Source organism: Ruegeria sp. BJ6 (assembly GCF_056537885.1).
Genome location: NZ_JBQFSG010000001.1, coordinates 495,528 through 522,183, shown reverse-complemented (window position 1 = coordinate 522,183; position 26,656 = coordinate 495,528). Strand labels below are relative to the sequence as shown.

Annotated in this window: 25 protein-coding genes; 19 read left to right on the top strand and 6 right to left on the bottom strand. The window is 61.0% G+C overall.

Annotated elements, in window-relative coordinates; translation table 11 throughout:
• The first annotated feature begins 18 nt into the window (after positions 1-18).
• Both mraY and murD read left to right on the top strand, forming a co-directional pair.
• Positions 19-1,101, top strand: coding sequence for a phospho-N-acetylmuramoyl-pentapeptide-transferase (gene mraY / locus ACR0D6_RS02440; protein ID WP_170650768.1), 1,083 nt, complete (start codon positions 19-21; stop codon positions 1,099-1,101).
• Between the two features lie 152 nt (positions 1,102-1,253).
• Complete coding sequence (gene murD / locus ACR0D6_RS02435) at positions 1,254-2,654, top strand: UDP-N-acetylmuramoyl-L-alanine--D-glutamate ligase (protein WP_480764723.1); 1,401 nt, start codon at positions 1,254-1,256, stop codon at positions 2,652-2,654.
• A gap of 99 nt (positions 2,655-2,753) precedes the next feature.
• On the opposite strand, the gene ACR0D6_RS02430 is transcribed toward murD, so the two are convergent.
• Both ACR0D6_RS02430 and ACR0D6_RS02425 read right to left on the bottom strand, forming a co-directional pair.
• On the bottom strand, positions 2,754-3,935 hold the full coding sequence (locus ACR0D6_RS02430) for a BaiN/RdsA family NAD(P)/FAD-dependent oxidoreductase (RefSeq protein WP_480764330.1): 1,182 nt from the start codon (positions 3,933-3,935) through the stop codon (positions 2,754-2,756).
• 72 nt (positions 3,936-4,007) lie between these two features.
• Positions 4,008-4,418 carry a nuclear transport factor 2 family protein gene (locus ACR0D6_RS02425; RefSeq protein ID WP_480764329.1) on the bottom strand — a complete coding sequence of 137 codons (411 nt, stop codon included), beginning with the start codon at positions 4,416-4,418 and terminating at the stop codon, positions 4,008-4,010.
• 256 nt (positions 4,419-4,674) lie between these two features.
• On the opposite strand from ACR0D6_RS02425, the gene ftsW reads away from it, so the two are divergent.
• From ftsW to ACR0D6_RS02340, 17 genes are all read left to right on the top strand, one after another.
• Positions 4,675-5,838, top strand: a complete 1,164-nt coding sequence (ftsW, locus tag ACR0D6_RS02420; RefSeq protein ID WP_170650764.1) for a putative lipid II flippase FtsW — start codon at positions 4,675-4,677, stop codon at positions 5,836-5,838.
• Positions 5,838-6,935 carry a UDP-N-acetylglucosamine--N-acetylmuramyl-(pentapeptide) pyrophosphoryl-undecaprenol N-acetylglucosamine transferase gene (locus ACR0D6_RS02415; protein WP_480727212.1) on the top strand — a complete coding sequence of 366 codons (1,098 nt, stop codon included), beginning with the start codon at positions 5,838-5,840 and terminating at the stop codon, positions 6,933-6,935. Before ftsW ends, ACR0D6_RS02415 begins: the two co-directional genes overlap by 1 nt.
• Positions 6,932-8,341 carry a UDP-N-acetylmuramate--L-alanine ligase gene (murC, locus tag ACR0D6_RS02410; RefSeq protein ID WP_480764328.1) on the top strand — a complete coding sequence of 470 codons (1,410 nt, stop codon included), beginning with the start codon at positions 6,932-6,934 and terminating at the stop codon, positions 8,339-8,341. Before ACR0D6_RS02415 ends, murC begins: the two co-directional genes overlap by 4 nt.
• Before the next feature lie 76 nt (positions 8,342-8,417).
• Positions 8,418-8,666 carry a DUF2484 family protein gene (locus tag ACR0D6_RS02405; RefSeq protein ID WP_480764327.1) on the top strand — a complete coding sequence of 83 codons (249 nt, stop codon included), beginning with the start codon at positions 8,418-8,420 and terminating at the stop codon, positions 8,664-8,666.
• Positions 8,663-8,929: a DUF2484 family protein gene (locus ACR0D6_RS02400; RefSeq protein WP_170650760.1), complete on the top strand. Its 267-nt coding sequence runs from the start codon at positions 8,663-8,665 to the stop codon at positions 8,927-8,929. Before ACR0D6_RS02405 ends, ACR0D6_RS02400 begins: the two co-directional genes overlap by 4 nt.
• 23 nt (positions 8,930-8,952) lie before the next feature.
• Positions 8,953-9,246: a hypothetical protein gene (locus tag ACR0D6_RS02395; RefSeq protein ID WP_480727206.1), complete on the top strand. Its 294-nt coding sequence runs from the start codon at positions 8,953-8,955 to the stop codon at positions 9,244-9,246.
• Positions 9,243-10,169 (top strand): UDP-N-acetylmuramate dehydrogenase, encoded by a 927-nt coding sequence (murB, locus tag ACR0D6_RS02390; RefSeq protein WP_480764326.1) that lies wholly within the window; start codon positions 9,243-9,245, stop codon positions 10,167-10,169. Before ACR0D6_RS02395 ends, murB begins: the two co-directional genes overlap by 4 nt.
• A 105-nt stretch (positions 10,170-10,274) precedes the next feature.
• Entirely contained in the window at positions 10,275-11,195 is a 921-nt protein-coding gene (locus ACR0D6_RS02385; protein ID WP_480727200.1) for a D-alanine--D-alanine ligase, read from the top strand.
• On the top strand, positions 11,183-12,187 hold the full coding sequence (locus ACR0D6_RS02380; RefSeq protein ID WP_480764325.1) for a cell division protein FtsQ/DivIB: 1,005 nt from the start codon (positions 11,183-11,185) through the stop codon (positions 12,185-12,187). The genes ACR0D6_RS02385 and ACR0D6_RS02380 overlap by 13 nt, the downstream gene beginning before the upstream one ends.
• A 7-nt stretch (positions 12,188-12,194) precedes the next feature.
• Positions 12,195-13,529: a cell division protein FtsA gene (ftsA, locus tag ACR0D6_RS02375; protein ID WP_170650755.1), complete on the top strand. Its 1,335-nt coding sequence runs from the start codon at positions 12,195-12,197 to the stop codon at positions 13,527-13,529.
• A 127-nt stretch (positions 13,530-13,656) separates the two neighbouring features.
• The gene (locus ACR0D6_RS02370; RefSeq protein WP_480764324.1) at positions 13,657-13,941 is read left to right on the top strand and encodes a hypothetical protein; all 285 of its coding nucleotides are present in this window, start codon (positions 13,657-13,659) and stop codon (positions 13,939-13,941) included.
• 346 nt (positions 13,942-14,287) lie between these two features.
• Complete coding sequence (gene ftsZ / locus ACR0D6_RS02365; RefSeq protein ID WP_480764323.1) at positions 14,288-15,907, top strand: cell division protein FtsZ; 1,620 nt, start codon at positions 14,288-14,290, stop codon at positions 15,905-15,907.
• A gap of 212 nt (positions 15,908-16,119) precedes the next feature.
• On the top strand, positions 16,120-17,040 hold the full coding sequence (gene lpxC / locus ACR0D6_RS02360) for a UDP-3-O-acyl-N-acetylglucosamine deacetylase (RefSeq protein ID WP_480764322.1): 921 nt from the start codon (positions 16,120-16,122) through the stop codon (positions 17,038-17,040).
• A gap of 127 nt (positions 17,041-17,167) precedes the next feature.
• Complete coding sequence (locus ACR0D6_RS02355; protein ID WP_480764321.1) at positions 17,168-18,025, top strand: outer membrane protein assembly factor BamD; 858 nt, start codon at positions 17,168-17,170, stop codon at positions 18,023-18,025.
• 35 nt (positions 18,026-18,060) lie between these two features.
• Positions 18,061-19,710 (top strand): DNA repair protein RecN, encoded by a 1,650-nt coding sequence (recN, locus tag ACR0D6_RS02350; protein WP_480764320.1) that lies wholly within the window; start codon positions 18,061-18,063, stop codon positions 19,708-19,710.
• Positions 19,711-19,812: 102 nt separating this feature from the next.
• Complete coding sequence (locus ACR0D6_RS02345) at positions 19,813-21,498, top strand: chloride channel protein (protein ID WP_170650749.1); 1,686 nt, start codon at positions 19,813-19,815, stop codon at positions 21,496-21,498.
• Between the two features lie 142 nt (positions 21,499-21,640).
• Positions 21,641-21,943: an SH3 domain-containing protein gene (locus ACR0D6_RS02340; protein WP_480448883.1), complete on the top strand. Its 303-nt coding sequence runs from the start codon at positions 21,641-21,643 to the stop codon at positions 21,941-21,943.
• Between the two features lie 39 nt (positions 21,944-21,982).
• Here the strand turns inward: ACR0D6_RS02340 and ACR0D6_RS02335 are convergent, their stop codons facing one another.
• The 4 genes from ACR0D6_RS02335 to ACR0D6_RS02320 form a co-directional block, all read right to left on the bottom strand.
• A complete protein-coding gene (locus ACR0D6_RS02335; RefSeq protein ID WP_170650747.1) occupies positions 21,983-22,858 on the bottom strand; it encodes a LysR substrate-binding domain-containing protein in 876 nt (291 codons plus the stop codon).
• A 347-nt stretch (positions 22,859-23,205) separates the two neighbouring features.
• On the bottom strand, positions 23,206-23,550 hold the full coding sequence (locus ACR0D6_RS02330; RefSeq protein WP_170650746.1) for a DUF427 domain-containing protein: 345 nt from the start codon (positions 23,548-23,550) through the stop codon (positions 23,206-23,208).
• Positions 23,551-23,612: 62 nt separating this feature from the next.
• Positions 23,613-25,403: an aminopeptidase P family protein gene (locus tag ACR0D6_RS02325; RefSeq protein ID WP_480764319.1), complete on the bottom strand. Its 1,791-nt coding sequence runs from the start codon at positions 25,401-25,403 to the stop codon at positions 23,613-23,615.
• A 72-nt stretch (positions 25,404-25,475) separates the two neighbouring features.
• Positions 25,476-26,642, bottom strand: a complete 1,167-nt coding sequence (locus tag ACR0D6_RS02320) for an alpha/beta hydrolase (RefSeq protein WP_480764318.1) — start codon at positions 26,640-26,642, stop codon at positions 25,476-25,478.
• Between the last annotated feature and the right edge of the window lie 14 nt (positions 26,643-26,656).

The following is a 26,656-nucleotide window of genomic DNA, read 5'->3' as shown; positions in this document are numbered from 1 at the left end:
TTTGGGAAAGGTTTTGAGATGCTCTATTGGTTGACCGCCCTGTCGGACGGAGGGGATTTCTGGAACCTCTTCCGCTATATCACGTTCCGTGCAGGGGGCGCCTTTCTGACCGCACTGATCTTTGGCTTTCTCTTTGGCAAGCCGCTGATCAACGTGTTGCGCAGGAAACAGGGCAAGGGCCAGCCGATCCGTGACGACGGCCCCGAGGCGCATTTTTCCAAGGCAGGCACACCAACCATGGGCGGGTTGCTGATCGTCGGCGCGCTGGTCACATCCACCCTGATCTGGGCGCGGTGGGACAACCCATATGTCTGGATGGTGCTATTTGTGACGCTCGCCTATGCGGCTATCGGCTTTGCCGATGATTACGCAAAGGTTTCCAAGCAGAACACCAGTGGTGTTCCGGGCCGGTTGCGTCTGGCGCTGGGTGTCATCATTGCCGTGCTGGCCGCATTCTGGGCCACGCTTCACCATCCGGCTGACTTGCAGAACCAACTGGCGCTGCCGGTGTTCAAGGACACGCTGATCAATCTGGGTCTTTTCTATATTCCGTTTGCCATCGTCGTGATCGTCGGTGCCGCGAATGCGGTGAACCTGACAGATGGTCTGGATGGTCTGGCGATCATGCCCGCAATGATTGCGGCCTCGACGCTCGGGATCATTGCCTATGCTGTGGGTCGGGTCGACTTTACCGAATATCTGGATGTGCATTACGTGCCGGGAACGGGTGAGATATTTATCTTCACATCAGCCCTGTTCGGCGCCGGGCTGGGATTCCTTTGGTACAACGCCCCGCCAGCTGCCGTGTTCATGGGCGACACCGGATCGCTGGCGTTGGGCGGCGCGCTGGGGGCTATCGCCGTTGCGACCAAGCACGAGCTGGTGCTGGCTGTCGTCGGCGGATTGTTCGTAGTCGAGGCGCTGAGCGTCATCATTCAGGTTCTCTACTTCAAACGTACAGGCAAACGCGTGTTTCTGATGGCGCCGATCCACCATCATTATGAGAAAAAGGGTTGGGCAGAGCCGACCATCGTGATCAGGTTCTGGATCATTTCCCTGATCCTCGCGATGATCGGTCTGGCGACGCTGAAGGTACGGTGAGGGGATCTCCCGCCAGGTTCGGCGGGCTGGCGCCCGCCTGCCACCTGTTGGGCCCGGCTCACGCTGTCGCGTGAGCCTTTTCACATCTTGCCAAGCGAAATCGCCCCGGTGCAGTGTGGCGGCGGAATTCTCAGAGTTTAAGGATGGGCAATATGATCCCGGTCAAAGGGTTTTCAGGGCAGAAAGTAGCGGTTCTGGGGCTTGGCCGGTCAGGTCTGGCGGCGGCGCGGGCTCTGCGCGCTGGGGGCGCCACGCCAATATGCTGGGACGACAATCCGGCGGCGCGGGATGCGGCTGCGGGTGAAGGGTTCGATTGCGCCGATTTACGGCGGCAGGGCGCTTTTGAGGATATCGAGACGTTGATCGTGTCGCCGGGCATCCCGCACCTCTATCCCGAACCCAACCCGGTCGTGGCAGCCGCGCAGGATGCCGGGGTGCCGGTGGACAACGACATCGGCCTGTTTTTCCGCTCGTTTGCGGGGCCGGAATGGGAAAAGTTCGACACGCCACCGCGGGTAATTGCCGTGACCGGTTCGAACGGCAAATCGACCACCGCCGCCCTGATCCATCACATCCTGACCGAGGCGGGGCGCGAGGCACAGCTGGCCGGAAATATCGGGCGCGGCGTGTTAGATATCGACCCCGGCGACGACGGATCGGTCGTGGTGCTGGAACTCAGCAGTTATCAGACCGAGCTGGCGCGCGCGCTGACGCCGGATGTGGCTGTGTTCACCAACCTTTCCCCCGATCATCTGGATCGGCATGGCGGTATGGGTGGGTACTTTGCCGCCAAACGCCGGTTGTTTTCCGAAGGCGGGCCGGATCGTGCCGTGATTGGCGTTGATGAGGCCGAAGGCGCCTTTCTGGCGGGGCAGATGTCCGAGGGGCCGTCGGATGATCGGGTCATCCGCATCTCGGTCGAGCGGAAACTGACCGGCCCCGGCTGGCAGGTTTTTGCGCGCAAGGGGTTTCTGTCGGAATACCGCAAAGGGCGTCAGACCGGATCGATCGACCTGCGCGGCATCAAGGGGTTGCCGGGTTCCCATAATCACCAGAATGCCTGCGCCGCCTATGCGGCCTGCCGCTCGTTGGGGCTGGCGCCGCGGGTGATCGAGGCTGCGTTGCATAGCTATCCGGGCCTGCCTCATCGCAGCCAGATCATTGCGGAGGCAGAGGGCGTGACTTACGTGAACGACTCCAAGGCGACCAATGTGGATAGCGCGGTAAAGGCACTGAGCGCCTTCAGGAAGATACGCTGGATCTGCGGCGGCCTGGAGAAAGAGGGTGGGCTGTCGGCCTTGAATGGCGCAAGCAGCGAAGTGCTGAAAGCCTATGTGATTGGGCGAGAGGCGGCAGGGTTCGCCATGCAGCTGGAGGCCGAGGCCGAAGTCTGCACCACCATGGCCGAGGCAGTGGACCGCGCGATGGCGGATGCTCAGGAAGGCGAAACCGTACTGCTGGCACCCGCAGCCGCAAGTTTTGATCAATACGACAATTTCGAGCAGCGGGGCGAGGATTTTGTGGCCGAGGTTCGTAAGCGGCTGGCGGGCTAAGACGCGTCTGATTGCTCTGAAACGCCACCGGGGTCGCTGCCCCCGTCTTGACCTTCGGCCAATTCACCCCGCCGTATTTTGTTGCGAGAAGAAGAGGGATCAGGGCCCCGAGGCTATTGCTGTTCCGGCGGCATGGCCCGACGACCAGGCCCATTGGAAGTTGTAGCCGCCCAGCCAGCCAGTGACATCTACCGCTTCTCCGATGGCATATAGACCCGGTACGTTCTTTGCCGCCATGGTCTTTGATGACAGGTCATCCGTATCGATCCCGCCCAGCGTGACCTCGGCGGTACGATAGCCCTCGGTTCCGGATGGGGTCAGGGACCACGCGCTCAGAGCCTCGGCAAGCTCGGTCAGGCTGGTATCGGACTGGTCCGCCAGATTGCCGTTCATCGGGATTTCCCCCTGAAGGTAGTCCACCAGCCGGGTGGGCAGGTGACGCGCAAGTTCCGTCGTCAGCGCCTTGCGCCCTGAAACCTGTCGTTGCTCGCGCAGCAGGTCCAGTAGCGGCAGGTCGGGGATCAGGTTGACGGTAATGGCTTCGCCTTCACGCCAGTATGATGACAACTGCAAAACTGAAGGTCCGCTGAGGCCGCGATGGGTGAACAGCAACGCCTCGTCAAAACCGGTGCGGGCGTTTGAAAGGCGCGCGGGCAGAGAAACACCGGACAGGTCTTTGAACCGGCCATCTGGGAATGTGAAGGGAACAAGGGCGGCGCGGGTGTCGGTCATGCGTAAGCCGAACTGGCGGGCAATGTCATAGGCCAGTCCGGTCGCGCCCATCTTGGGGATCGATTTGCCACCAGTCGCCAGCACAAGATTGGTGCATGTCAGGTTTTGCCGCTTGCCGTCGCGCTCCAGTTCCAGCGCAAAGCCGGTTTCCATCTTGCGCAGGTCGCAGACCTCGGTGCGCACCCAAAGCTCGGCCCCGGCGCGCTCCATCTCGGCCAGCAGCATGGCGATGATCTGTTTTGACGAGCCATCGCAGAACAGTTGCCCCAGTGTCTTTTCGTGCCAGGTGATGTCGTGGCGGTTCACCAGATCGATGAAATCCCACTGGGTATAGCGCGCCAGCGCCGATTTGCAGAAATGCGGGTTCTGCGACAGAAAGTTTTCCGGGCCTGCGAACATGTTGGTAAAGTTGCAGCGCCCGCCGCCCGAGATACGGATTTTCTCTCCCGCGGCTTTCGCGTGATCGACCACCAGAACCCGCCCGCCGCAATGGGCGGCGCACATCATACCGGCGGCGCCGGCGCCAAGGATGATCGTGTCGTATCTCATGCGCTGCGCATGGCGCGGATTGCAGGTAAAGGCAAGAGGGCGCCGTTTGGAGCAGCCGGGACGATAGTCACCCTAGGATGCGGCTTCTTTCCAACCGGTGGCGCAGGGCACGGCCACCGCTAGGCGCCATTCCTCTTCGGATTGGCGAATAACGTAGTGGCCATCAATGATTTCCAAAATCGAGCCGTCTTTTTTGAATCTGCTGACGTCCCGCGCGTCCAATATTGCAAGTCCGTCGCCACATGGGTGGGCCTCGATTGCACCGATTGTCGTATGGCTGAAACCTGCGGCTTCCAGACCGTCGAAAATTTTCCCGATCAGTTCCACCAATGCCTGCCGGTTTGGCAGACTTACCGGGCCGGTTGGAAGAACGAACATTGACGGCTCGTCGAAACAGGCCGCGACGCCCTCGAAGTCGCGATTGTTCCAGCACTCCAGATATCGCGCAAAAAGGGCTTGGGCTTCGTTGGAAATGTCTTTCATCGGAGTCTCCACCAATAAATCGATTGGATGACTATGAAGCGTATTGTCGGGGTGGCTTTCCGGCAACCCACGCCTGCACCTGATACGGTTGGGAGTCTAAGAAATCCGAAACGCGTAGCGAGTTTCTTGGGTCTATATGCAGCGACTTTGCCGCATCAGCGTCATCCCTCTAGCCCAAACGCAAAAACCCCTGTAGACTCTCACACACAGACCCCGAAAACGGGGCGTTAACGAGGCAGATAGTGGCGGTAATCTCATGACTGAGATGGTGTATGGCGCGGTCCCGGACCGGCGTGGTGAACCGATCCTTCCGAAATGGTGGCGGACGATCGACAAATGGACGATGTCCTGTGTTCTGATCCTGTTTGTCATCGGGTTGTTGCTTGGGCTGGCCTCGTCCCCGCCGCTGGCCGGACGAAACGGGTTCGATCCTTTCCATTATGTCGAGAGGCAGGCGTTCTTCGGCGGAATGGCGCTGGTTGCGATGTTGCTTACCTCGATGATGTCGCCCACGCTGGTGCGGCGTCTGGCGGTGCTGGGCTTTGTGGCAGCCTTTGTGGCGCTGGCCTTTCTGCCGGTCTTTGGCACTGATTTCGGCAAGGGCGCGGTACGCTGGTATTCGCTGGGCTTTGCGTCGCTTCAGCCATCCGAATTTCTGAAACCCGGATTTGTCGTCGTTGCTGCGTGGCTGTTCGCCGCTTCGCAGGAAATCAACGGCCCGCCGGGGCGTCTGTGGTCTTTTGCGCTGTGCATGGCCATTGTTGGTATGCTGGTGATGCAGCCGGACTTTGGGCAGGCCTGCCTGATCCTGTTCGGCTGGGGCGTGATGTACTTCGTGGCCGGCGCGCCGATGTTGCTGCTGCTTGGCATGGCCGGAGCCGTGGTTCTGGGTGGGATGGTCGCCTATTCCAACTCGGAACACTTCGCACGCCGCATCGACGGCTTCCTCAATCAGGAGGTCGATCCGACTACCCAGCTGGGCTATGCCACTAATGCCATCCGCGAAGGCGGGCTGTTCGGTGTCGGCGTCGGCGAGGGGCAGGTAAAATGGTCGCTGCCAGACGCCCATACCGATTTCATCATCGCAGTCGCGGCCGAGGAATACGGCCTGATCCTGGTGCTGATCATCATCGCGCTCTACTCGATCATCGTCGTGCGGTCGCTGCTGCGCCTGATGCGCGAGCGTGATATGTTCATCCGTCTGGCAGGCACCGGTCTGGCCTGCATGTTCGGGGTTCAGGCGATGATCAACATGGGTGTTGCCGTGCGCCTGTTGCCCGCCAAGGGCATGACGCTGCCTTTTGTCAGCTATGGCGGTTCTTCGCTGATCGCGGGGGGGATTGCGGTTGGCATGCTTTTGGCCTTTACCCGCACCCGCCCACAGGGCGAACTTGGTGATATTCTGCGCGGAAGAGGATAATGGGCAAACCCTATCTGTTGATTGCGGCTGGCGGCACCGGGGGGCACATGTTCCCCGCTCAGGCTCTGGCCGAATCCATGCTGAAAAAAGGCTGGCGCGTGCGCCTGTCCACCGACGCGCGTGGTGCGCGTTACACCAGCGGCTTTCCCCACACGACCGAGATCGTCGAAGCCTCGTCCGCAACCTTCGCGCGGGGGGGGCTGGCCGCCAAGGCAATGGCCGGGCCCAAGATTGCAGGCGGTGTGACCGGAATGGTCTTTCAGATGATGCGGGACAAACCGGATGTTGTGGTGGGTTTCGGCGGCTACCCGTCGATCCCCGCACTCAGCGCGGCAACCATGCTGGGCATCCCGCGTATGATCCACGAACAGAACGGTGTGCTGGGCCGGGTGAACCAGCTGTTTGCAACCCGCGTTGCCTATGTGGCCTGCGGTGTCTGGCCCACCGATCTGCCGGAAGGCGCCCATGGGGTGCACGTCGGCAACCCGGTGCGCGCGGCCGTGCTGGAACGCGCGGCGGCGGGATATATCCCACCCGGTGAGTACCCGATGTCGGTTCTGGTGATGGGCGGCTCTCAGGGCGCGCGCATCCTCAGTGACGTGGTTCCGGCGGCAATCGCCGGTTTGTCCGAAGATCTGCGCAGCCGTATCCGCGTGGCGCATCAGGCCCGGGACGAGGATGGCGAGCGCGTCACCGCCTTTTATTCCGAACACGGCATTCGCGCCGACGTTCAGCCCTTTTTCGACGACGTGCCCCGTCGCATGTCCGATGCGCAACTTGTCATTTCGCGCTCCGGCGCGTCCAGCGTTGCCGATATCTCGGTAATTGGCCGCCCTTCGATACTGGTCCCCTTCGCCGCCGCGGCGGGGGATCATCAGACCGCAAATGCGCGCGGACTTGTGCAGGCGGGCGGCGCGATCATGATTCCCGAAAACGTCCTTGACGTTTCTTCGCTGACGCAGCAAATCACCACGGTTCTGACCAACCCCGAAGCCGCACAGAAAATGGCCCATGCCGCCCTTTCGACCGGTGCCCCCGACGCGACCGAGCGTTTGACGGCTCTTGTCGAACAACTGGCGCAGAAGGAGACCGCATGACACCCGCAACCAAACTGCCGCAGGACGTTGGGCCGATTCACTTTGTTGGAATCGGCGGGATCGGGATGTCTGGCATCGCCGAGGTGCTTCTGAACCTCGGCTACCGGGTGCAGGGATCGGACCTCAAGGCGTCCAAGATTACAGATCGACTGGCGGGGCTGGGTGCTGAAATCTTTGTCGGTCAGCGGGCCGAAAACCTGCAAAACGCCGCCGTTGTCGTCACCTCGACCGCGATCAAACCGGGCAATCCCGAACTGGACGAGGCGCGCGCGCAAGGGCTGCCGGTGGTCCGCCGTGCTGACATGCTGGCGGAACTGATGCGCCTGAAGTCAAACATCGCCATCGCCGGAACCCACGGCAAGACCACGACGACCACGATGATGGCCGAGCTGATGGTGGCGGGCGATTTCGATCCGACCGTTATCAATGGCGGCATCATCCACGCTTACGGCAGTAACGCCCGCATGGGGCAGGGTGAATGGATGGTGGTCGAGGCGGATGAGAGCGACGGCTCGTTCAACCGACTGCCCGCCACCATCGCCATCGTCACCAATATCGACCCCGAGCATATGGAGCACTGGGGCGATTTCGACAGATTGCGAGCGGGCTTTAACGAGTTTGTCTCGAACATCCCGTTCTACGGCCTCGCCGTCTGTTGCACCGACCACGCCGAGGTGCAGGCGCTGGTGGGCCGCATCACTGATCGTCGCGTGCGCACCTATGGTTTCAACGCGCAGGCCGATGTGCGGGCCGTGAACCTGACCTACAAGGCGGGCGTGGCCCATTTCGACGTTCACCTGCAATACGAGGACAAGGTGATCGAAGGCTGCACACTTCCCATGCCCGGTGATCACAACGTCTCGAACGCGCTGTCTGCCGTGGCTGTTGCCCGCCATCTGGGCATGAAGGCAAGCGAGATACGTGAGGCGCTGGCCAATTTCGGTGGTGTCAACCGCCGCTTTACCAAAGTGGGCGAGGTCGATGGCGTCACCATCATCGACGATTATGGCCACCACCCGGTTGAAATAGCCGCCGTGCTGAAAGCCGCCCGTCAGGCGACCGAAGGCCGCGTCATCGCAGTGCATCAGCCGCACCGCTACACCCGCCTGTCGCATTTGTTCGATGATTTCTGCACCTGTTTCAACGACGCCGACGTGATTGCCATCGCCGACGTATTTTCCGCAGGCGAAGACCCGATCGAAGGCGCAGGGCGCGACGATCTGGTTGCGGGGCTGATCCGCCACGGCCACCGCCACGCCCGCGCGATCCTCAACGAAGATGATCTCGAACGCCTCGTCCGCGAACAGGCGCGCCCCGGCGACATGGTTGTCTGTCTGGGGGCAGGCACGATCAGCGCCTGGGCCAACGGCTTGCCGGAGAGATTGCAGAGAAAACAAGCCGTTTGACGTCGGACCTCATTTGTTGAACAACCTGAAAGTGTGGTAGTATGCCAGAGGTTTCCGTGCGTCCTCGGAGGGGTGAATGGGCTATTCGATGATCTTTGCCGCGATCTGGGTGATCTGCGCGACGATTGTGGCGCTGCTGCCGATGCGGCTGCAATTCCCTCCGGGCATTCTGCTGCTGATTTGCGCGCCGGTGCTGATTGTCTGGCTGGGCTATGACTACGGCTGGTTCATCTCGGCGCTGGCCCTTGCCGCCTTCGTATCCATGTTCCGCAATCCCATCCGCTATTACTGGCGTAAATGGACCGGGCAGGAGGTCGCGGAATGAACTGGTCCATCGCCCTTGCCTGTCTTTGGGGGCTGGCTGCGAATGTGCTGGCCATGATCCCCAGCAAGGATCACCACTGGACCCGCGCCTATATCCTGATAGCCATCGGAATCCCTCTGCTGGGCTACGTCACCTACGAAAACGGCCCATGGATCGGCCTGATCGTGCTGATCGCAGGGATGTCGGTGTTGCGCTGGCCCGTTATTTACCTGACCCGTTGGACAAAGTCGAAATTGCAGGGCAAGAAGGCAACCGGAAAATAATCGACCAGATCAGGAGGTCCGTCATGGGGAACATCGCAACGTTCGCCTACCTGCCGCTTACAGCATTTGTTTTAGGGGCCATCGCCGGTTTTGCAGCAGGACGCTGGATCGGCCTGCGCGGGCTTTTGTGGTTGATCGGACTGACATCTTGCGTGGCGCTGGCGCTGATCGTCATGTTGGCCACGGTCGGAACCGGTGAAGAAGAACGCGCGTTTGCCCCCTTCGTCTGGCTGACCGGTGGTGTTCTGCCCTTCCTGTTCGCGGTCATCATGGGCGGCGTCGGCGGGCGCAGCGTGGCAGCCCGCGCCGACTTATGATCCAAATACCGTCCATACGGGGGCGTTTGTCCCCCGATCGCCCTTTATCCGACCTCACCTGGTTGCGTGTGGGTGGTCCTGCCGATTACCTTTTCCAACCCGCCGACCGCGAGGACCTGCAGGAGTTTCTGAGTAACCTCCCGTCAGACGTGGCGGTTTTTCCCATGGGGGTCGGCTCGAATCTCATCGTCCGCGATGGCGGGTTGCGTGCGGTGGTGATCCGGCTGGGGCGCGAGTTCAACGGCATCTCGGTCGAAGGCAATACTGTCACCGCAGGTGCGGCGGCGCTTGATGCGCATGTGGCGCGCAAGGCGGCCGATGCGGGCGTGGACCTGACATTCCTGCGCACCATTCCCGGCTCCATCGGCGGTGCGGTTCGGATGAATGCGGGTTGCTATGGCAGCTACACGGCGGATGTGTTCCAGTCCGCCACCATCGTCACCCGTCACGGAGAGGTGGTCGAACTCACTGCCAAGGACCTGAACTTCCGCTACCGTCAGTCCGACCTGCCTCAGGGCGCGGTACTGGTCGAGGCCAGACTGAAGGGCCCGTCCGGCGACCCCGCAGAGCTGCACGCACGCATGGACGCCCAGCTGAAAAAACGCGACGAAACCCAACCCACCAAGGACCGCAGTGCCGGGTCCACCTTTCGCAATCCGGCCGGGTTTTCCTCGACCGGGCGGGACGATGACGTGCACGATCTCAAGGCGTGGAAAGTGATTGATGACGCTGGAATGCGCGGCGCGATGCGGGGTGGTGCACAGATGAGTCAGAAGCATTCGAACTTTCTCGTCAACACTGGCGACGCCACTGCCGCCGACCTCGAAGGGCTGGGCGAAGAGGTGCGAAAAAAGGTTTACGAAACAAGTGGTATCACGCTAGAGTGGGAAATCATGCGGGTCGGTGATCCGCTGAAGGAATAAAGCCCCAACCGTCAGACCAAAAACAGCAAATTCAGGCGGCGGATCAAAGGCATAAACGCAGTACGGACCACCACATAAGGTCCGGGGACATTGAGGCGCACGAACGTGGGTAGGTCGAGCAGGACAAGCCCCAAAGTGGCGGTATTGATGGGCGGACCCTCGGCAGAGCGCGAGGTGTCTCTCAGCAGCGGGCGCGAATGCGCAACCGCCCTCAGGGGAGAAGGTATCGAAGTGGTCGAGTTGGACGCTGGTCCCGACCTGCACGCGCGCCTTCTGGAAATCAAACCGGATGTGGTTTTCAACGCCCTGCATGGCCGCTGGGGCGAAGATGGCTGCGTTCAGGGTCTGCTTGAATGGATGGGCATTCCCTATACGCATTCCGGCGTGCTGGCCTCGGCGCTGGCCATGGACAAGCAGCGCAGCAAAGAGGCGTTTCGTGTTGCGGGCCTGCCTATCGCCGACAGCGTGATCGTACCCAAGGCGGATGTCATGGCCGACCACGTGATGGCGGCCCCTTATGTAGTCAAACCCAATAACGAAGGTTCCAGCGTCGGCATCTATCTGGTGCACGAAGGCGCAAATGGCCCGCCGAAGCTGGCTGATGACATGCCGGATCAGGTGATGGTCGAACAATATGTGGCCGGGCGGGAACTGACCGTGACCGTGATGGGCGACCGCGCCCTGACCGTGACCGAGATCATGACCGACGGCTGGTACGACTACGACGCCAAGTACAAACCCGGCGGCTCGTGGCATGTGCTGCCTGCCGAAATCCCGTCCGAGATATTTGATCTGTGCATGGACTATGCCCTGCGCGCCCACAATGTTCTGGGCTGCCGGGGCGTCAGCCGCACCGATTTCCGCTGGGATGACAGCAAGGGCGCTGCCGGTCTGTTTCTGCTGGAAACCAACACGCAGCCCGGCATGACGCCGACCTCGCTCGTGCCCGAGCAGGGCGAGCATGTGGGGATCACGTTCGGCCAGCTTTGCGCCTGGATGGTGGAGGACGCCTCATGCGACCGCTGACCGCTACCCGCGCTCCGGTGATCCACCGGTCCAAGGCCCTGTCCGCACCGGACGCGGCCTTTGAAACCGGCGCAGCCGACGAAAATTCCGATCCGAAGCTGCAGCTGAAGGGCGGCAAGCGGTTTGGCCGCGCGGCGCGCAAGGCCGACCCGGCGCCATCCCGCCTCAGCTACAGATACCAGCGCTGGATGCTGACCCCCGGCATCCGCATGGGTCTGCGCATCGGTATTCCGATCTGTGTTTCCCTGGCCATTGGCGGGCTCTACTTCTCCTCTCAGGAACGGCGGGACGCGGTCAGCACCTTTGTGGCCGACATTCGCACCTCGTTTCAGGAACGGCCAGAATTCATGGTCAACCTGATGGCCATCGACGGGGCCGGGACGGGCCTGTCCGAGGATATCCGCGAAGTCGTGCCGCTGGACTTTCCGATCAGTTCCTTCGATCTGGATGTCGAGCAAATCCGCGATGTCATCACCGGCCTCGATCCGGTCAAATCTGCAACCGTCCGCATCCGCCCCGGCGGCATCCTGCAGGTCGATGTGGTCGAACGTCAGCCGGTCATAGTCTGGCGTAACCGCGACGGGATCGAACTGCTGGACGAAACCGGCGCGCATGTGGATGAGGTGGCGTCCCGCGCCAACCACGCCAACCTGCCCCTGATTGCAGGCAAGGGTGCCGACGGTCATGTGCCCGAGGCGCTGGAGCTTTTGAAAACCGCGCGCAGCCTTGGCGGGCGGGTCCGTGGCCTCGTGCGTATTGGCGAGCGGCGCTGGGATCTGGTTCTGGATCGTGGCCAGCGCATCATGCTGCCCACCGAACGCCCGGTACGCGCACTGGAACGTGTGCTGGCGGTTAGCGAGGTGCAGGATCTTCTGGAACGCGACGTGGCCGTGGTGGACATGCGGCTCGGATCGCGTCCGACAATAAGAATGAGCAAAGCCGCCAGCGAAGACTGGTGGAATACAAAAGTGACAGTGGGTAACGGGCAGTAATACGATGATGACCGATCTTTATCAGTCCCAGCGCGCAATGCGGCAGATGCGCAGGCAGGCCATGCAGCGGGGCGTCGTCGCCATTCTGGATGTTGGCAGCTCCAAGATTTCCTGCCTCGTTCTACGCTTCGACGGCACCGGACGACTGAGCGAGGACAACTCGATCGGCTCGATGGCCGGACAGACCGGTTTCCGGGTCATCGGCGCGGCCACAACCCGTTCCCGCGGGGTTCAGTTTGGCGAAGTGACCGCCATGCAGGAAACCGAACGCGCCATTCGCACCGCCCTGCAGGCCGCGCAAAAGATGGCCGAGATCCGCGTCGATCACGTCATCGCCTGCTTTGCCGGCGCCAACCCGCGTTCATACGGTCTGGATGCGCAGGTGGATCTGGAAGGCCAGCTGGTGACCGAGGCCGAGATCGGGCGCGTTCTCAACGCCTGCGATGTGCCGGACTATGGGGCGGGGCGCGAAGTTCTGCATGCCCAGCCGGTGAACTTTGCGCTCGACAACCGCTCGGGCCTGATCGATCCGCGTGGGCAGTTGGGGCAGTCGCTGGCTGTTGACATGCACATGCTGACCGTCGATGCGATCGCGATCCAGAATATCGTCCATTGTATCAAACGTTGCGACCTTGAACTCGCCGGGATCGCCAATTCGGCCTATGTGTCGGGCATTTCCGCGCTGGTCGAGGATGAGCAAGAACTGGGCGCGGCCTGTATCGACATGGGCGGCGGCACGACCAGCGTGTCGATCTTCATGAAGAAACACATGATCTATGCCGACTGCGTGCGCATGGGTGGCGATCACGTCACCGCCGACATTTCCATGGGGCTGGGCGTACCCGCCGCCGTGGCTGAACGGATCAAGACCTTTAACGGTGGGGTGCACGCCACCGGCGCCGATGACCGCGAGTTGATCGATATCGGCGGCGAAACCGGCGACTGGGAACATGACCGGCGCACCGTCAGCCGGGCCGAGCTGATCGGCATCATGCGCCCGCGCGTCGAAGAGATTCTGGAAGAGGTCCGCGTGCGTCTGGACGCGGCGGGCTTTGAGCATATGCCCACACAGCAGATCGTGCTGACCGGGGGCGGCAGCCAGATCATGGGGCTGGACGGTATGGCCAGCCGCATCCTTGGCCAGCGCGTGCGCCTGGGTCGTCCCCTGCGCGTGCACGGCCTGCCGCAATCGGCCACCGGACCGGGCTTTTCCTCGGCGGTTGGGCTCAGCCTGTTCGCCGCACACCCTCAGGACGAATGGTGGGATTTCGAGATTCCGGTCGACAACTACCCGTCCCGGTCGCTGCGTCGCGCGGTGAAGTGGTTCAAGGACAACTGGTAAAATGACGCTTCGGGGCGTTTGGGTGCTCGGTATGGCGTTGCTGGCAACGCCGGCCGAACCTCAAACGCTTATCACGCCCGATGATTTCCTCGAGGCAGCTGTTGGATAGACGCTGAGCTTTTACGAGATGAGTTCGGGTGACCTTGTGGGCAAGGAACAGTTTCTCAACCGGTCACTTTCAGTCTGGAAACGGCCCGGAGAGCAATGCGTATATGGCCAGATCAGTACTCGCCACGGTCAGATCTGCTTTCTGTACGATAACGATGTCGACGGATTGCCGGTGTGCTGGTGGCCGTTTCTGAACGGGGATCAGCTGATGGTGCGGTCGAGTATTCTCATCGGGGCCGAGACACAGGAGGTCCGGTCAATCACGACCGAGACGATTTCCTGTCCGAATGCTCCTCTGAGTTGAAGAATCAGGTTGCGATGCAAGGATTTATCCCGCAAAATATCGACAAGGCCCAACAGAGGTCATCGGCAGGACGAGCAGTCGCCTACGCCGAAAATATGTAAGTTCAGATGTGCGCCGCAAGGTTCTGGCTGCGCATCCGGTGTTGTTGCCTTGTGGTTTAATGGGTTTTTTCCGCAACATCTGGCGATGTTTGCGAAATACTGCTGGTTTGCGCCATGATTTCTCCACATTTTGTGGAATTCCGCGATTTTTGACGTGACGTTTGCCAATTGGAAATGTAGAATCGCCTGTGGATAGGCAAGAAAAAGACCGCATTTGCGGGATCATAAAAACAGGCGGACAGAGCATGACATTGAATCTTTCGATGCCCGGGCACGATGAATTGAAGCCTCGGATTACGGTTTTTGGCGTTGGCGGTGCAGGTGGCAACGCTGTCAACAACATGATTGAGAAACAACTTGATGGCGTCGATTTTGTGGTCGCCAACACGGACGCTCAGGCACTGCAGCAAAGCCGCTCGCAATCGCGGGTGCAGCTTGGTGTGAAGGTGACCGAAGGGTTGGGCGCGGGTGCGCGTCCCTCGGTTGGTGCCAGCGCTGCCGAAGAAAGCATCGAACAGATCGTTGATCACCTGGCGGGCGCGCACATGTGCTTTATCACCGCCGGTATGGGCGGCGGCACCGGTACCGGTGCGGCGCCGATCATTGCGCAGGCCGCGCGTGAACTTGGCGTGCTGACCGTGGGTGTCGTCACCAAGCCTTTCCAGTTTGAAGGCGCCAAGCGGATGCGTCAGGCCGAGGACGGCGTCGACGCGCTGCAAAAGGTCGTCGATACACTGATCATCATTCCCAACCAGAACCTGTTCCGTCTGGCCAACGAAAAAACCACCTTTACCGAGGCGTTCTCGATGGCGGACGACGTTCTGCATCAGGGCGTCAAAGGCGTGACCGACCTGATGGTGCGTCCGGGCTTGATCAACCTCGACTTTGCCGACGTCCGCGCGGTGATGGACGAGATGGGCAAGGCGATGATGGGCACCGGTGAAGCGACCGGCGAAGACCGCGCCATTCAGGCCGCCGAAAAGGCCATCGCCAACCCGCTGCTAGACGAAATCAGCCTCAAGGGCGCCAAGGGCGTGCTGATCAACATCACGGGCTCGCACGACCTGACCCTGTTCGAGCTGGACGAAGCGGCCAACCGCATCCGCGAAGAGGTCGATCCAGACGCCAACATCATCGTGGGCTCGACGCTGGACACCGACATGGAAGGCGGCATGCGCGTTTCGGTTGTTGCAACCGGTATCGATGCCACCGACGTTCAGTCCGACGCACCGGTTGCGCGCCGCTCGATGTCGGCGCCGCTGACCCGTACCGTTTCTGCTGAACAGCCGGTCGAGGAACAGGCACCGGTTGCGGCTGAAATGCCGGACCCCACGCCCGAGCCCGAAGTCACCCGCGAACCCTCGCTGTTTGAAACGGTCGATGAACCCGTGCGCGAGGACGCGATGTTCGAACCGTCACAAGCCGGTGCGGACATGGATGACGACGGCCTGCCGCCGCCAGCCTATCAGCCGCAGCGTGACGAGTACGAGCCGCAGCAAACCGTTGCCGAACAGGCGCCGGAAAGCTACGTGGCCCCAAGGGCGCCCGGCAACCCGTCGCCCGAGGCATTGCAGCGCCTGCAGGCCGCGGTTCAGAACGTGCCTTCGGCCCGTCAGCAACGCCCGGCCCAACAGCCGCAGGAACAGCAGGTTCAACCGCAGCAAGAACACCACGAACGTCCGCGTTTCGGGTTTAACCGCCTGATCGACCGGATGACCGGACACGCCTCCGACACACCGGCACAACCCGTTCGTCAGCAGCCGACACTGCGCCAACATGACGCTACGGCACCCGCTCAGGATGAGTCCGACCCCGAGCAAGACCGGATCGAAATTCCGGCCTTCCTGCGGCGTCAGGCCAACTGACAGCGGTAACAAACTGAACAGATGGGGCTGCCAAATGGCGGCCCTTTTCTTTTTGAAATCAGTTCATTAAGTGCCGGTAAGCAGGGATTTGCCGATCTGTTACATACATGTTTCATTCGGTTACAAAGAGTGAATTGAGCCTTGACTGTCTCTCGCTTAACTCAGTGCCAACACGGCCCGCAGAGGCCGGACACTGCTCACAGAGGCCCACATTGCAACATACGCTCAAAGCTCCGGTCGCGTTCAAAGGCATTGGACTGCACAGCGGTAAACCCGCAACCATGGTTCTGCACCCGGCTGCTGCCGGTCACGGAATCTGGTTCAAGCGCACGGATATTGAGCTTGGCAATGCGATGATCCCCGCCATCTATGACATCGTCGAGCGGACGCCTTTGTGCACCCGTTTGGTCAATGATGCGGGCGTGTCTGTGTCGACCATCGAACATATCATGGCCGCGCTCGCCGGATGTGGCGTCCACAACGCCCTGATCGAGATCGACGGCCCCGAAGTTCCGATCATGGACGGTTCATCGGTTGATTTTGTCCGTGGCATCATGGCCAAGGGTGTGCGCCGTCAGGCCAGCCCGGTTCTGGCGTATGAAATCCTCAAGGAAGTGACTGTGGAACGCGAAGGCGCACGCGCCTCGATCCGGCCCTCTGACCGGTTGGAAATCGAATTCCACATCGACTTTGACGATGCGGCCATCGGCAGCCAGACCATGACGCTGGACATGCGCAACGGCTCATTCGCTCGCGAACTTTCCGATTCCCGCACATTCTGCCTGCGCTCGGATGTCGAAGCGATGCGCGAAAACGGCCTTGCCCTGGGCGGTACGCTGGACAACGCCGTCGTCGTCGATGGTGAACTTGTGCTGACGCCGGGCGGGTTCCGCCACAAGGACGAAGCCGTTCGCCACAAGATGCTGGACGCACTGGGTGATCTTTATCTGGCGGGCGGCCCGATTCTCGGCCACTTCGTCGGGGAAAAGTCCGGTCATTCGATGACCAACACCCTGCTGCGCAAGCTGTTTGAAACGCCGGGTGCCGTGCGTCCGGTCCTGTGTTCACCGGAACAGACCGAACTTCTGCCGGGACAGGGGCTGATTTGGAACGAAATTCCCGAAGTTGCCTGATCTGACCGGAACTCGGTCAGCAATTCGGTCACAATGCCGATAAGGCGTTTTGCACCGGAATTTTATGTGCTAGACCGAAGCCCAATCCGGGGCGACCCCACGAGAGAAGACGACAAGGATGGGCGGTATGGTTGGCAGCAAAGCGGCAGTCAGGCTTGCGGGCGCGATTCTTCTGACAGCCACTTTGGCAGCGTGCAGCGGCGGGCTGTTCGGTGGCAGCAGGGTAGACCGGAATCAGAACCTCGAAGGTTACACGCCTGAACAGATTTTCACCCGTGGCGAATACGAGCTGTCGCAAAGCAACGCGGACAACGCCGCGTGGTATTTTTCCGAGGTTGAGCGTCTGTATCCCTATTCCGACTGGGCCAAGCGTGCCCTGATCATGCAGGCGTTTTCCTATCACTCCGACAAGAACTACGAAGAAAGCCGGGGTGCCGCGCAGCGCTACATCGACTTCTATCCGACCGATGAGGACGCGGCCTATGCCCAGTATCTTCTGGCGCTCAGCTATTATGACCAGATCGACGAGGTCGGGCGCGACCAGGGCCTGACCTTCCAGGCGCTGCAGGCACTGCGCACGGTGATCGAGGTTTATCCCGACAGCGAATACGCAACATCCGCGATCCTGAAATTCGATCTGGCCTTTGACCATCTGGCCGGTAAAGAGATGGAGATCGGGCGCTACTACCTGCGCAAGAAACACTACACCGCCGCGATTAACCGTTTCCGCGTCGTGGTCGAGGATTTCCAGACCACCTCTCATACAGCCGAGGCGCTGCACCGTCTGGTCGAGGCGTATCTGTCCCTCGGCCTTGTTGAAGAGGCGCAATCGGCGGGGGCTATTCTGGGTTACAACTACCAGTCGTCCGATTGGTATGACAGCAGCTACAAACTGCTGACGTCGCGTGGGCTGGAACTCAAGGACCGTGGCGACAACTGGCTCAGCCAGATTTACCGCCAGTCGATCAAGGGCCAGTGGTTGTAAGCGCGATGCGAACTGGCCTCGGACGGTGACACCCGATGCTGCGTGCCCTTGATATCCGCGATATGCTGATCATCGACCGGATGGAGCTTTCGTTCCAGCCGGGGCTGAATGTGCTGACCGGTGAAACCGGCGCGGGCAAATCCATTCTGCTGGATTCGCTGGGATTCGTTCTGGGCTGGCGCGGTCGCGCCGAACTGGTCCGGCAGGGGGCCTCGCAGGGCGAGGTGGTGGCCGAATTCGAACTGTCCCCCAACCATGCTGCCCACGCGATTCTGGACGAGGCCGGATTGCCCGGTGGTGAGGAGTTGATCCTGCGCCGGGTCAACACTTCGGACGGGCGAAAGACGGCTTGGGTCAACGACCGACGCTGTTCGGGCGAGGTATTGCGGGCGCTGTCCGAAACCCTGATCGAACTGCACGGCCAGCACGATGACCGCGGCCTGCTGAACCCTCGTGGACATCGCGCGATTCTGGATGCCTACGCAGACGTTGATGCGCAACTGACCGCGACCCGCGCCGCATGGGCCGACATGTCGCGCAAGCGCAAGGCGCTAACAGATACCGAAACCGCTTTGGCTGCCGTACGCGCCGAGGAAGATTTCCTGCGCCACGCCGTGGCCGAGCTGGACAAGCTTGATCCGCAACCGGGCGAGGATGCCGAACTCGACGCCCGCCGCCGCATGATGCAGGGGGCCGAACGCATCCGCGATGACGTGGCCCGCGCCTTTGCCCTGTTGGGGGCAGAAGGGGCCGAAGGGGCAATGGGCGACGCGGTGCGCTGGCTTGAAGGAGTGTCCGACAACGCAGGCGGCCAGCTGGAAGAGCCGATTGCCGCCCTTGGCCGCGCTCTCATCGAACTGGGTGAGGCGCAGGATGGTGTCAACGCCTGCCTTGAGGCGCTGGATTTCAATCCCGCCGAACTGGAAGCCGCAGAAGAGCGCCTGTTCGCCATCCGCGCGCTGGCCCGCAAACATGACGTGGCCCCCGATGATCTGGGCAATTTTGCCGAAACTTTGGGCCAACGGCTGAAACAGCTGGACGCGGGTGAATCCGATCTGGCGGATCAGCACGCCGCACTGGTCGCTGCCGAAGCGGATTATGAGGCCGCTGCCTCCATCCTCAGCACCGCGCGGCGCAAAGCAGCCGGAAAGCTGGATCAGGCCGTCATGGCCGAGCTTGCTCCGCTCAAGATGGAACGCGCGGTGTTCGAGACCCACATCACCCCGTCCGAACCGGGGCCCGATGGGCACGACATGGTGGCTTTCACGGTCGCTACCAATCCCGGCGCTCCCGCCGGTCCGCTCAGCAAGATCGCCTCGGGTGGTGAACTCAGCCGCTTTCTGCTGGCGCTCAAGGTCTGCCTCAGTGGCGATGACAGCGGGCGCACGATGATCTTTGACGAAATTGACCGCGGTGTCGGTGGTGCGACTGCTGATGCCGTCGGGCGGCGTCTGGCGTCGCTGGCGCAGGGCGGTCAGGTGCTGGTTGTCACCCACTCGCCGCAGGTTGCCGCCCGCGCGTCCCATCATTGGCGCGTGCAAAAGATGGTGGCCGACGGGCAAACACTGTCATCGGTGATCCCGCTATCCTCGGACGAACGGGTAGACGAAATTGCGCGCATGGTCGCGGGCGACACGATCACCGACGAAGCCCGCGCCGCCGCTCGCGCTTTGCTGGACGCCTGATCCGCGATCTTGCCGCAACGCTTGGGGCACAGTGTCGTGAACCGACTTTTCTATGCTCTGCGCGTGGCTTACTAATGGTCAGGACATGACCCAAGTGGCCAGATGACCCAGTCAACCCGAACCGTATTACGCAACCAGCTTTCTCAGGCCATCGCGGCGCTCAAGGATGCGTGGCGGGTAATGCGTCGCCGTGGGCCCAGCCAGATCCAGTTCTGGTTCATCGCCCTGGCCATCGGTATTGCGGCCGGATTTGCCGCCCTGTTGTTCCGCAAAGGCATCGCGGCGCTTCAGGCCCGGATTTATGGCACCGAAGATATTCTGTTCCTGCACACCTTTGCCTCCAGCCTGCATTGGTTCTGGGTGCTTATCATCCCGATAGTCGGCGGGCTTGTGGTCGGGTTCATCCTGCACCGGTTCACCGATGACGGGCGTGTGCGCTCGGTCGCGGATGTGATCGAAGGCGCGGCCCTGACGGACGGGCGGGTCGAAACAAAGGCGGGGATCGCCTCGATGTTCGCCTCGCTGATCACGCTCAGTTCAGGCGGGTCCACGGGGCGAGAAGGTCCGGTGGTTCATATGGCGGGCGTAATCTCAACCTGGGTCAGCCAAAGGATCAACGCCGACGGCATCACCGGGCGCGACCTGTTGGGCTGCGCCGTCGCAGCCGCTGTTTCCGCCAGCTTCAACGCCCCGATCGCCGGGGCGCTTTTTGCGCTCGAAGTTGTGCTGCGCCACTTTGCGGTACACGCCTTTGCGCCCATCGTGATCGCCTCGGTCGCGGGTACGGTGATCAACCGGCTGGAATACGGCGATGTCACCGAATTCACGCTTAAAACTCCAGGGTCGCTGCAGTTCTACGTCGAATTGCCTGCCTTCCTGCTGTTGGGTCTTATCTGCGGTCTGGTCTCGCTTTTGCTGATGCGGTCGATCTTTTTTGCCGAGGATATCGGAACCCACATTCAGAATCGCCTGTCCCTTCCGCGCTGGCTGCGCCCGGCGGTTTCCGGTGCGATGCTGGGCCTGCTGGCCATCTGGTTTCCGCATATTATCGGCGTAGGGTATGAAACCACGACCCGCGCCCTCAGCGGTGATTTGCTGCTGTCCACGGCGATCCTCTATGCCGCCATAAAAACGGTGGCCTTGGCGATCACCATGGGCGGGCGCATGGGCGGCGGCGTGTTTTCTCCGTCGCTGATGATCGGCGCGCTGACCGGTCTGGCCTTTGGCCTGATCGCCACGGGCCTGCTGCCGGATGTGTCCGGCACCCATACACTTTACGCCTTTGCCGGAATGGGCGCCGTCGCCGCAGCGGTCCTGGGCGCCCCGATTTCAACCACGCTGATCGTCTTTGAACTGACCGGCGACTGGCAGATCGGGCTGGCGGTGATGGTCTCGGTTTCGATGTCCACGGCTCTTGCCTCGCGCCTTGTGGACCGGTCCTTCTTCCTGACCCAGCTTGAACGCCGTCACGTTCACCTTGCCGCCGGTCCGCAGGCCTATTTGCTGGCGATGATGCGCGCCGGTGCCGTGATGCGGCCGCTGGGTGATGCGCGCTCAATCGACAAGGAACAGGCGCTGGAACTGATCGAACAGGGGCTCTGCGTTCAGGCCAGCGCCACGCTTGAGGCTGCGATGCCCTATTTCGATCGCGATGACATCCCCTGCATCCCTGTCGTCATCGTTGAAGAGGACGGATCGGAGACACCCGTGGGTGCGCTCTATCACATCGACGCGCTCAAGGCTTACAACCGTGCACTGGCGGCAACAGCGGCCGAGGAGCATTCGTAACAATGCCGGATTGCGAACCACACCGCCGGCGCGCGATGACTGTGACCAGTGCAACAATCCGCAACTGCCCGATGCGCATTCCGATTCAAATCAGACACAAAGCGCGATAAGCTGTACCAGAGGCAGAAAGCAGGAGAGAACGATGCCAAAAATCGTCTTTACCATGTTCGCGGCGGCAGCATTCTGGGCGGTTGCGGGCACCGATCATGCACAAGCGGGCCCCAGTGGATTTTATGAGGTCGTCGGCGTCGAAGACGGTGACATGCTCAAACTGCGTTCAGGGCCGGGAACCGGGTACAGGGTCATTGTCGGCCTGCCCAACGGCGCTGTTCTCAAGCTGCACGAATGCCAGCAAATCGGCAGCAACGAATGGTGTAAAGTGTCGCTCAGGGAAACGCGGGCGCTCAAGGGCTACGTGTCGTGGCACTATCTGCAAAAACTCTGAAACCGCTTTCCCAAACCGCGCAGCATCGCGGCGGTCAACCTACCCGTGCAGTTCTGCCTTCAGCCACTTGATGAACGTGGCGGCCTGCGGTCGTACCGGACCTGTGGGGGTTACGGCATAGTAGGTGACATTGCAGGTGGAAGGCACGGGAACCCGGCAAAGTTCACCCGATGCCAGATCGTCGCGCACAAGAACCTCGGTCGCAAACGAGATACCCAATCCCTGCCGTGCCAGCGAAAGCTGCAGGAAAGGAACGCCCAGATCGACATTCCTGAGTTTGCTCGTATCCAGACCAAAGCTCTGAACGGCCCGTTCTTCATGTTCGATGCCCTTTGACCAGATCCACGGTAACTGATCCAGCGGGGGCATGTCCTCGTTGACCATGGACGGTGCGCCCACTGCGATCACCTCGCTTTCAAGCAGGGGTTCGGCATTCAACCCGGGCCAGTCGGGCTCGTCAGGGGTTGCACGAATGCCCATATCAAATCCCATCGCGGTTATGTCCACGACCTCTTGCGAAGGTAGGATCGAGACTTGAATGTCCGGGTGCAGCTGCCAGAAATCAACCAACCTCGGCAGGATCACGGCTTGTGAGATAAAAACCGTCGCAGCGATCTGAACCGGCTGTTTGTTCTGATCCTGACGCAGTTCCTGAACTCCGGACGCAATCGTCCCGAAGCCTTCGGATAAGTGCCCGGCAAGCTGTGTGCCCGCATCGGTCAAAGCAACGCTTCGCCCCGAACGCCGAACCAGCGCGACCCCAAGCTCAGCCTCCAACGACCGCACCCTTTGCGCAATCGCTGCATGGGTGACGTTCAGCTCTCTGGCTGCCGAGGCAAAGTTGCCACCACGCGCCGTCAGTTCAAATGCGCGCAGCGAAGACAGCGATGGCAAAGCTCTCCAGTCGATATTCAATATGATACTCCAGATATCATCTGAGAATATTAGTTGCTTAGCATGATGGGCGCAGAATTGCTATTTCTTGTGAATAGATCACCTGGAAGGATGTCCGACATGTTACAACATACATCACCCGACCTTCTCCGGGCTTGTGCGCAATACGCACCCGACGGGCGGCCAACGGATCGGGATCGGGAAAACTTCAGACAGTTCCAAAGACAGACGGCCGAGCGCAAACAAGCCACACCCGCGTACGGGTGGGCGGACAGAACTGCCGCTCTGATCGAAAGACTTTCCGCGTTTCTTCGGCTGCGCGCCGGAAACACCTGAATGCCGGAAATGCGTGGCGCCGGAGCGTGTGGCTACAGTTGTTCCACTTTCACCGAATCCCCGGTGTAAAACGCCAGATAGCCCTTGATTTCGGCCACAGCGGGGATCGGCTCTTCATAGCTCCAAACCGCATTTTCGGTGGTGGAGGATTTGTTGACGATCGAGAAATGCGTTGCATCCCCCTTGTGCGGGCAGTGGGTCACCTTGTCGGAACGGTCCAGAAAGGCCATCGCGATATCCGCGCGCGGGAAATAGATCACCGGATCCAGATCGCCTTCGAGCAGTTCCAGCGCGGCGGTTGTTTCGCCCAGAATTGCACCGCCCGAACGGACGCTCCATTTGCCGGATGCTTTGCGGATCGTGATGTGATCGGACATTCCCACTCCTCCCTCGTCGTTTCAGGGCCTCTCCTTAGCCCTTATTATGTAACAGACCGGTGTCACACCGGCTCAGTTGCGGTATCCAACCACAGTCTCGCGTCAGTGCCCAGCCTTGGACCGACTTTTTCCGCGACGTCGCGATGATAAGCGTTCAGCCAGTCGCGTTCTTCGCGCGTCAGCATATCGACAGCGATCAGGCGGCGGTCGATGGGGGCAAAGGTCAGCGTGCGCCAGCGCAGCATCGCCCGTTCATCGTCTCCGCCGGGCAGGGTCGGGGCCTCTTCGACGACCACCAGATTTTCGATGCGGATACCAAATGCCCCTTCACGATAATATCCCGGCTCGTTCGACAGGATCATGCCCGGTTCAAGCGGCACATGGCTGACCCTAGATAGGCGCTGCGGACCTTCATGGACGCTCAGATAGGCGCCGACGCCATGGCCGACCCCGTGGTTGAAATCCTGCCCGGCCTGCCACAACGGCACGCGCGCAACGCATTCAATGTCACGCCCCGCCAGCCCGACCGGCCAACGCAGCATCGACATCGCGATCATGCCCTTGAGGACACGGGTGAAACAGGTCCGCTCTTCTTCCCCGACCTCGCCGATGGCGATTGTGCGGGTGATGTCGGTGGTGCCATCCAGATACTGACCGCCACTGTCCAGAACCAGCAAATGCCCGTTCTCCAGCCGGCTGTCCGTTTCCTCGGTCACCCGGTAGTGCATGATCGCGCCGTTCGGCCCCGTCCCGGCAATCGTATCGAACGAGATTTCCTGCAGCGCGTTGTCCCGGCGGCGGTATTCCTCCAACCGAGTCACCACTTGCGTCTCGGTGATGCTGCCCGGTGCCTGCCCATCCAGCCAGCACAGCAGCTCCACCACCGCCACCGCGTCACGCAGATGCGCTTCGGCACTGCCCGCGATCTCGGCCTCGTTCTTGCAGGCTTTGGGCAAAGCGCAGGGATCACCGCCATCAACCATCCGTTCGCCCAGCACATCCGCCACCACCTGCGGGACCGAGCCCGGATCGACCTGAACCTGTCCCTGCAGCCTGCCGACCGCGTCCAGAAACGCGTCGACAGAGTGCTGCGCGACCCGCAGCCCCAGATGATCCCCAAGCCCGGCCAGTTTTTCCGCCGCCATGAACAGATCGACCCGGCCATCGCTGTGCAGAATGGCAAAGCCATGCGCGACCGGGTTGCGGGCGATGTCCGATCCGCGAATGCTCAGCAACCACATGATCGAATCCGGCAGGGTGATTACTGCAGCGCTGCATCCAGCCTCGTGCAGGTCCTCGGCCAGCCTGCTGATTTTGCTCTCGGCGCTTTCACCGGCAAATTCAATCGGATGGGCCGTGACCGGGTTCATCGGGGCAGGGGGCTGATCTTTCCAGATACGGTCCACCAGGTTGTCACAGCGCACCAGTTCGATGCCGCTGCCTTTTAGTTCCTTGAGCGCGCTTTTGATCTGACCCGCCGGATGCAACCACGGATCAAAGCCAACGCGCCCACCATCAGGCAACTGTTCTTTCAGCCACGCGGTCAGGCTTACATCCGGCCAGGGAACCGGCGTGTAATCCTCTGCGACCTGCGCCTTGACCTGCGTGCGATAGCGACCGTCGATGAACACGCCCGCAACATCCGCCAGCGCCACGCAAAACCCGGCTGAGCCCGTAAATCCGGTCAACCACGCCAGACGATCATCCCGCGGCGCAACATATTCCCCCTGATGCGCATCCGCCCGCGGGATCAGAAACCCGTCCAACCCCTCCTGCGCCATCTCGGCGCGCAATGCGGCCAGCCGGGGGGGACCCTGTTCCGGGCGAGCGGTTACGTCGAAAGTCTGGAACATGATGGCCCCTTGCTTGTGTCCTGTCGGGGCGAAAAGTGCGGTGACGCGCGCCAAATGTCCATACGTGTCGGGTCACGTTTCCCCGGCCAGAAACGCCTGCAATGTTTGTATATAGGTGTCGTAGGCGTCATTCCCCGGCAGTGGAATTTGGTTGGCGCATTCCAAAATCACCAAAGACGCGTCGGGGATGCCTGCCGCCAGCTTCCGCGCCTCGGACAGTGGATGAACGGTGGCGTGCCGCCCGTGCAAAACCAGAGTGGGGCACTGCACTTTTGGCAAAAGGCCCAGAACCGAAGCGCTGTTGGCGATGTCACGGTACAGTAGCTTTTGTTCACGTGAATAAAGCGACTGCATCTCGCTTACTATGCGCCTGACAGTATCCAGCGGACCGTCCGGAAAATAACTGAGGATGGACCCCATCGCATAACCACTGCCCGGTGTCTGCCAGCCTTCGGCAATCAGTGTGCGGATCGAGTCGGGTTCCTTCGTGTCGGTGCGATGATCCCGTCCTTCGGCCCAGCCACCGGCTATCACCAGCTTGCTGACCCGTTCGGGGTATCGCGCCGCAAAATGCATGGCAGGAAACGTCCCGCCGAGTTCGCCTATAATTGCAAAACGGTCAAAGCCTGCAGCCTCCGTAACGGTTAGGATTTCGTCCATTCTGTGATCATACACAGCCTGATGGTCTGTATCTGAACTCATCCTGTGATCTTTGTTGTACCGCAGCAGACAGAATGTGCTCGCTATATCCACCAACCGTGTGCGCTCGGATGGCAGTCGCCATTCAGCCTCCAGATCGTGCACGACTGACCCGATGCGTAAAACCGGCAACCCTTCCCCGAAGAGTGTATAGGGAATTGCCCGGCCATCGCCACCCCGCGCATATCGCAACTGTTGAGTGTGCCTGTCCTCGCCCGACGTCGGTTTGCTTTCACAACTAACTTCCGCCGCCATCTGCAGACCACGCCGCACAATCGTACGTATGATCCGCTGTGCCTTGCCGTCATCGCCCACAGCCTTGCGGGCCGCAGCGATCCGCGCACTGATCGTCGATTCCGAGACAAAACGCCCGTTCCAGACACGCGCGATAATTTCCTCGCGCGCGACCAGTTTGCCGGGACTTTCGGCAAGTAGCTCCAGCAGATCAAAGACCTGCGGCTCAACCGGAACGGGCTGACCACCGCGCAGCAGCACGTGCCGCTCCACGTCCAGAACACAATCTGCAAACTCATAGCGCATGGGCCGAATACACT

Coding starts and splice junctions, on each gene's coding strand:
- mraY (WP_170650768.1), top strand. CDS start 19: ATGCTCTATTGGTTGACCGCCCTGTCGGACGGAGGGGATTTCTGGAAC.
- murD (WP_480764723.1), top strand. CDS start 1,254: ATGATCCCGGTCAAAGGGTTTTCAGGGCAGAAAGTAGCGGTTCTGGGG.
- ACR0D6_RS02430 (WP_480764330.1), bottom strand. CDS start 3,935: ATGAGATACGACACGATCATCCTTGGCGCCGGCGCCGCCGGTATGATG.
- ACR0D6_RS02425 (WP_480764329.1), bottom strand. CDS start 4,418: ATGAAAGACATTTCCAACGAAGCCCAAGCCCTTTTTGCGCGATATCTG.
- ftsW (WP_170650764.1), top strand. CDS start 4,675: ATGACTGAGATGGTGTATGGCGCGGTCCCGGACCGGCGTGGTGAACCG.
- ACR0D6_RS02415 (WP_480727212.1), top strand. CDS start 5,838: ATGGGCAAACCCTATCTGTTGATTGCGGCTGGCGGCACCGGGGGGCAC.
- murC (WP_480764328.1), top strand. CDS start 6,932: ATGACACCCGCAACCAAACTGCCGCAGGACGTTGGGCCGATTCACTTT.
- ACR0D6_RS02405 (WP_480764327.1), top strand. CDS start 8,418: ATGGGCTATTCGATGATCTTTGCCGCGATCTGGGTGATCTGCGCGACG.
- ACR0D6_RS02400 (WP_170650760.1), top strand. CDS start 8,663: ATGAACTGGTCCATCGCCCTTGCCTGTCTTTGGGGGCTGGCTGCGAAT.
- ACR0D6_RS02395 (WP_480727206.1), top strand. CDS start 8,953: ATGGGGAACATCGCAACGTTCGCCTACCTGCCGCTTACAGCATTTGTT.
- murB (WP_480764326.1), top strand. CDS start 9,243: ATGATCCAAATACCGTCCATACGGGGGCGTTTGTCCCCCGATCGCCCT.
- ACR0D6_RS02380 (WP_480764325.1), top strand. CDS start 11,183: ATGCGACCGCTGACCGCTACCCGCGCTCCGGTGATCCACCGGTCCAAG.
- ftsA (WP_170650755.1), top strand. CDS start 12,195: ATGACCGATCTTTATCAGTCCCAGCGCGCAATGCGGCAGATGCGCAGG.
- ACR0D6_RS02370 (WP_480764324.1), top strand. CDS start 13,657: ATGAGTTCGGGTGACCTTGTGGGCAAGGAACAGTTTCTCAACCGGTCA.
- ftsZ (WP_480764323.1), top strand. CDS start 14,288: ATGACATTGAATCTTTCGATGCCCGGGCACGATGAATTGAAGCCTCGG.
- ACR0D6_RS02355 (WP_480764321.1), top strand. CDS start 17,168: ATGGTTGGCAGCAAAGCGGCAGTCAGGCTTGCGGGCGCGATTCTTCTG.
- recN (WP_480764320.1), top strand. CDS start 18,061: ATGCTGCGTGCCCTTGATATCCGCGATATGCTGATCATCGACCGGATG.
- ACR0D6_RS02345 (WP_170650749.1), top strand. CDS start 19,813: ATGACCCAGTCAACCCGAACCGTATTACGCAACCAGCTTTCTCAGGCC.
- ACR0D6_RS02340 (WP_480448883.1), top strand. CDS start 21,641: ATGCCAAAAATCGTCTTTACCATGTTCGCGGCGGCAGCATTCTGGGCG.
- ACR0D6_RS02330 (WP_170650746.1), bottom strand. CDS start 23,550: ATGTCCGATCACATCACGATCCGCAAAGCATCCGGCAAATGGAGCGTC.
- ACR0D6_RS02325 (WP_480764319.1), bottom strand. CDS start 25,403: ATGTTCCAGACTTTCGACGTAACCGCTCGCCCGGAACAGGGTCCCCCC.
- ACR0D6_RS02320 (WP_480764318.1), bottom strand. CDS start 26,642: ATGCGCTATGAGTTTGCAGATTGTGTTCTGGACGTGGAGCGGCACGTG.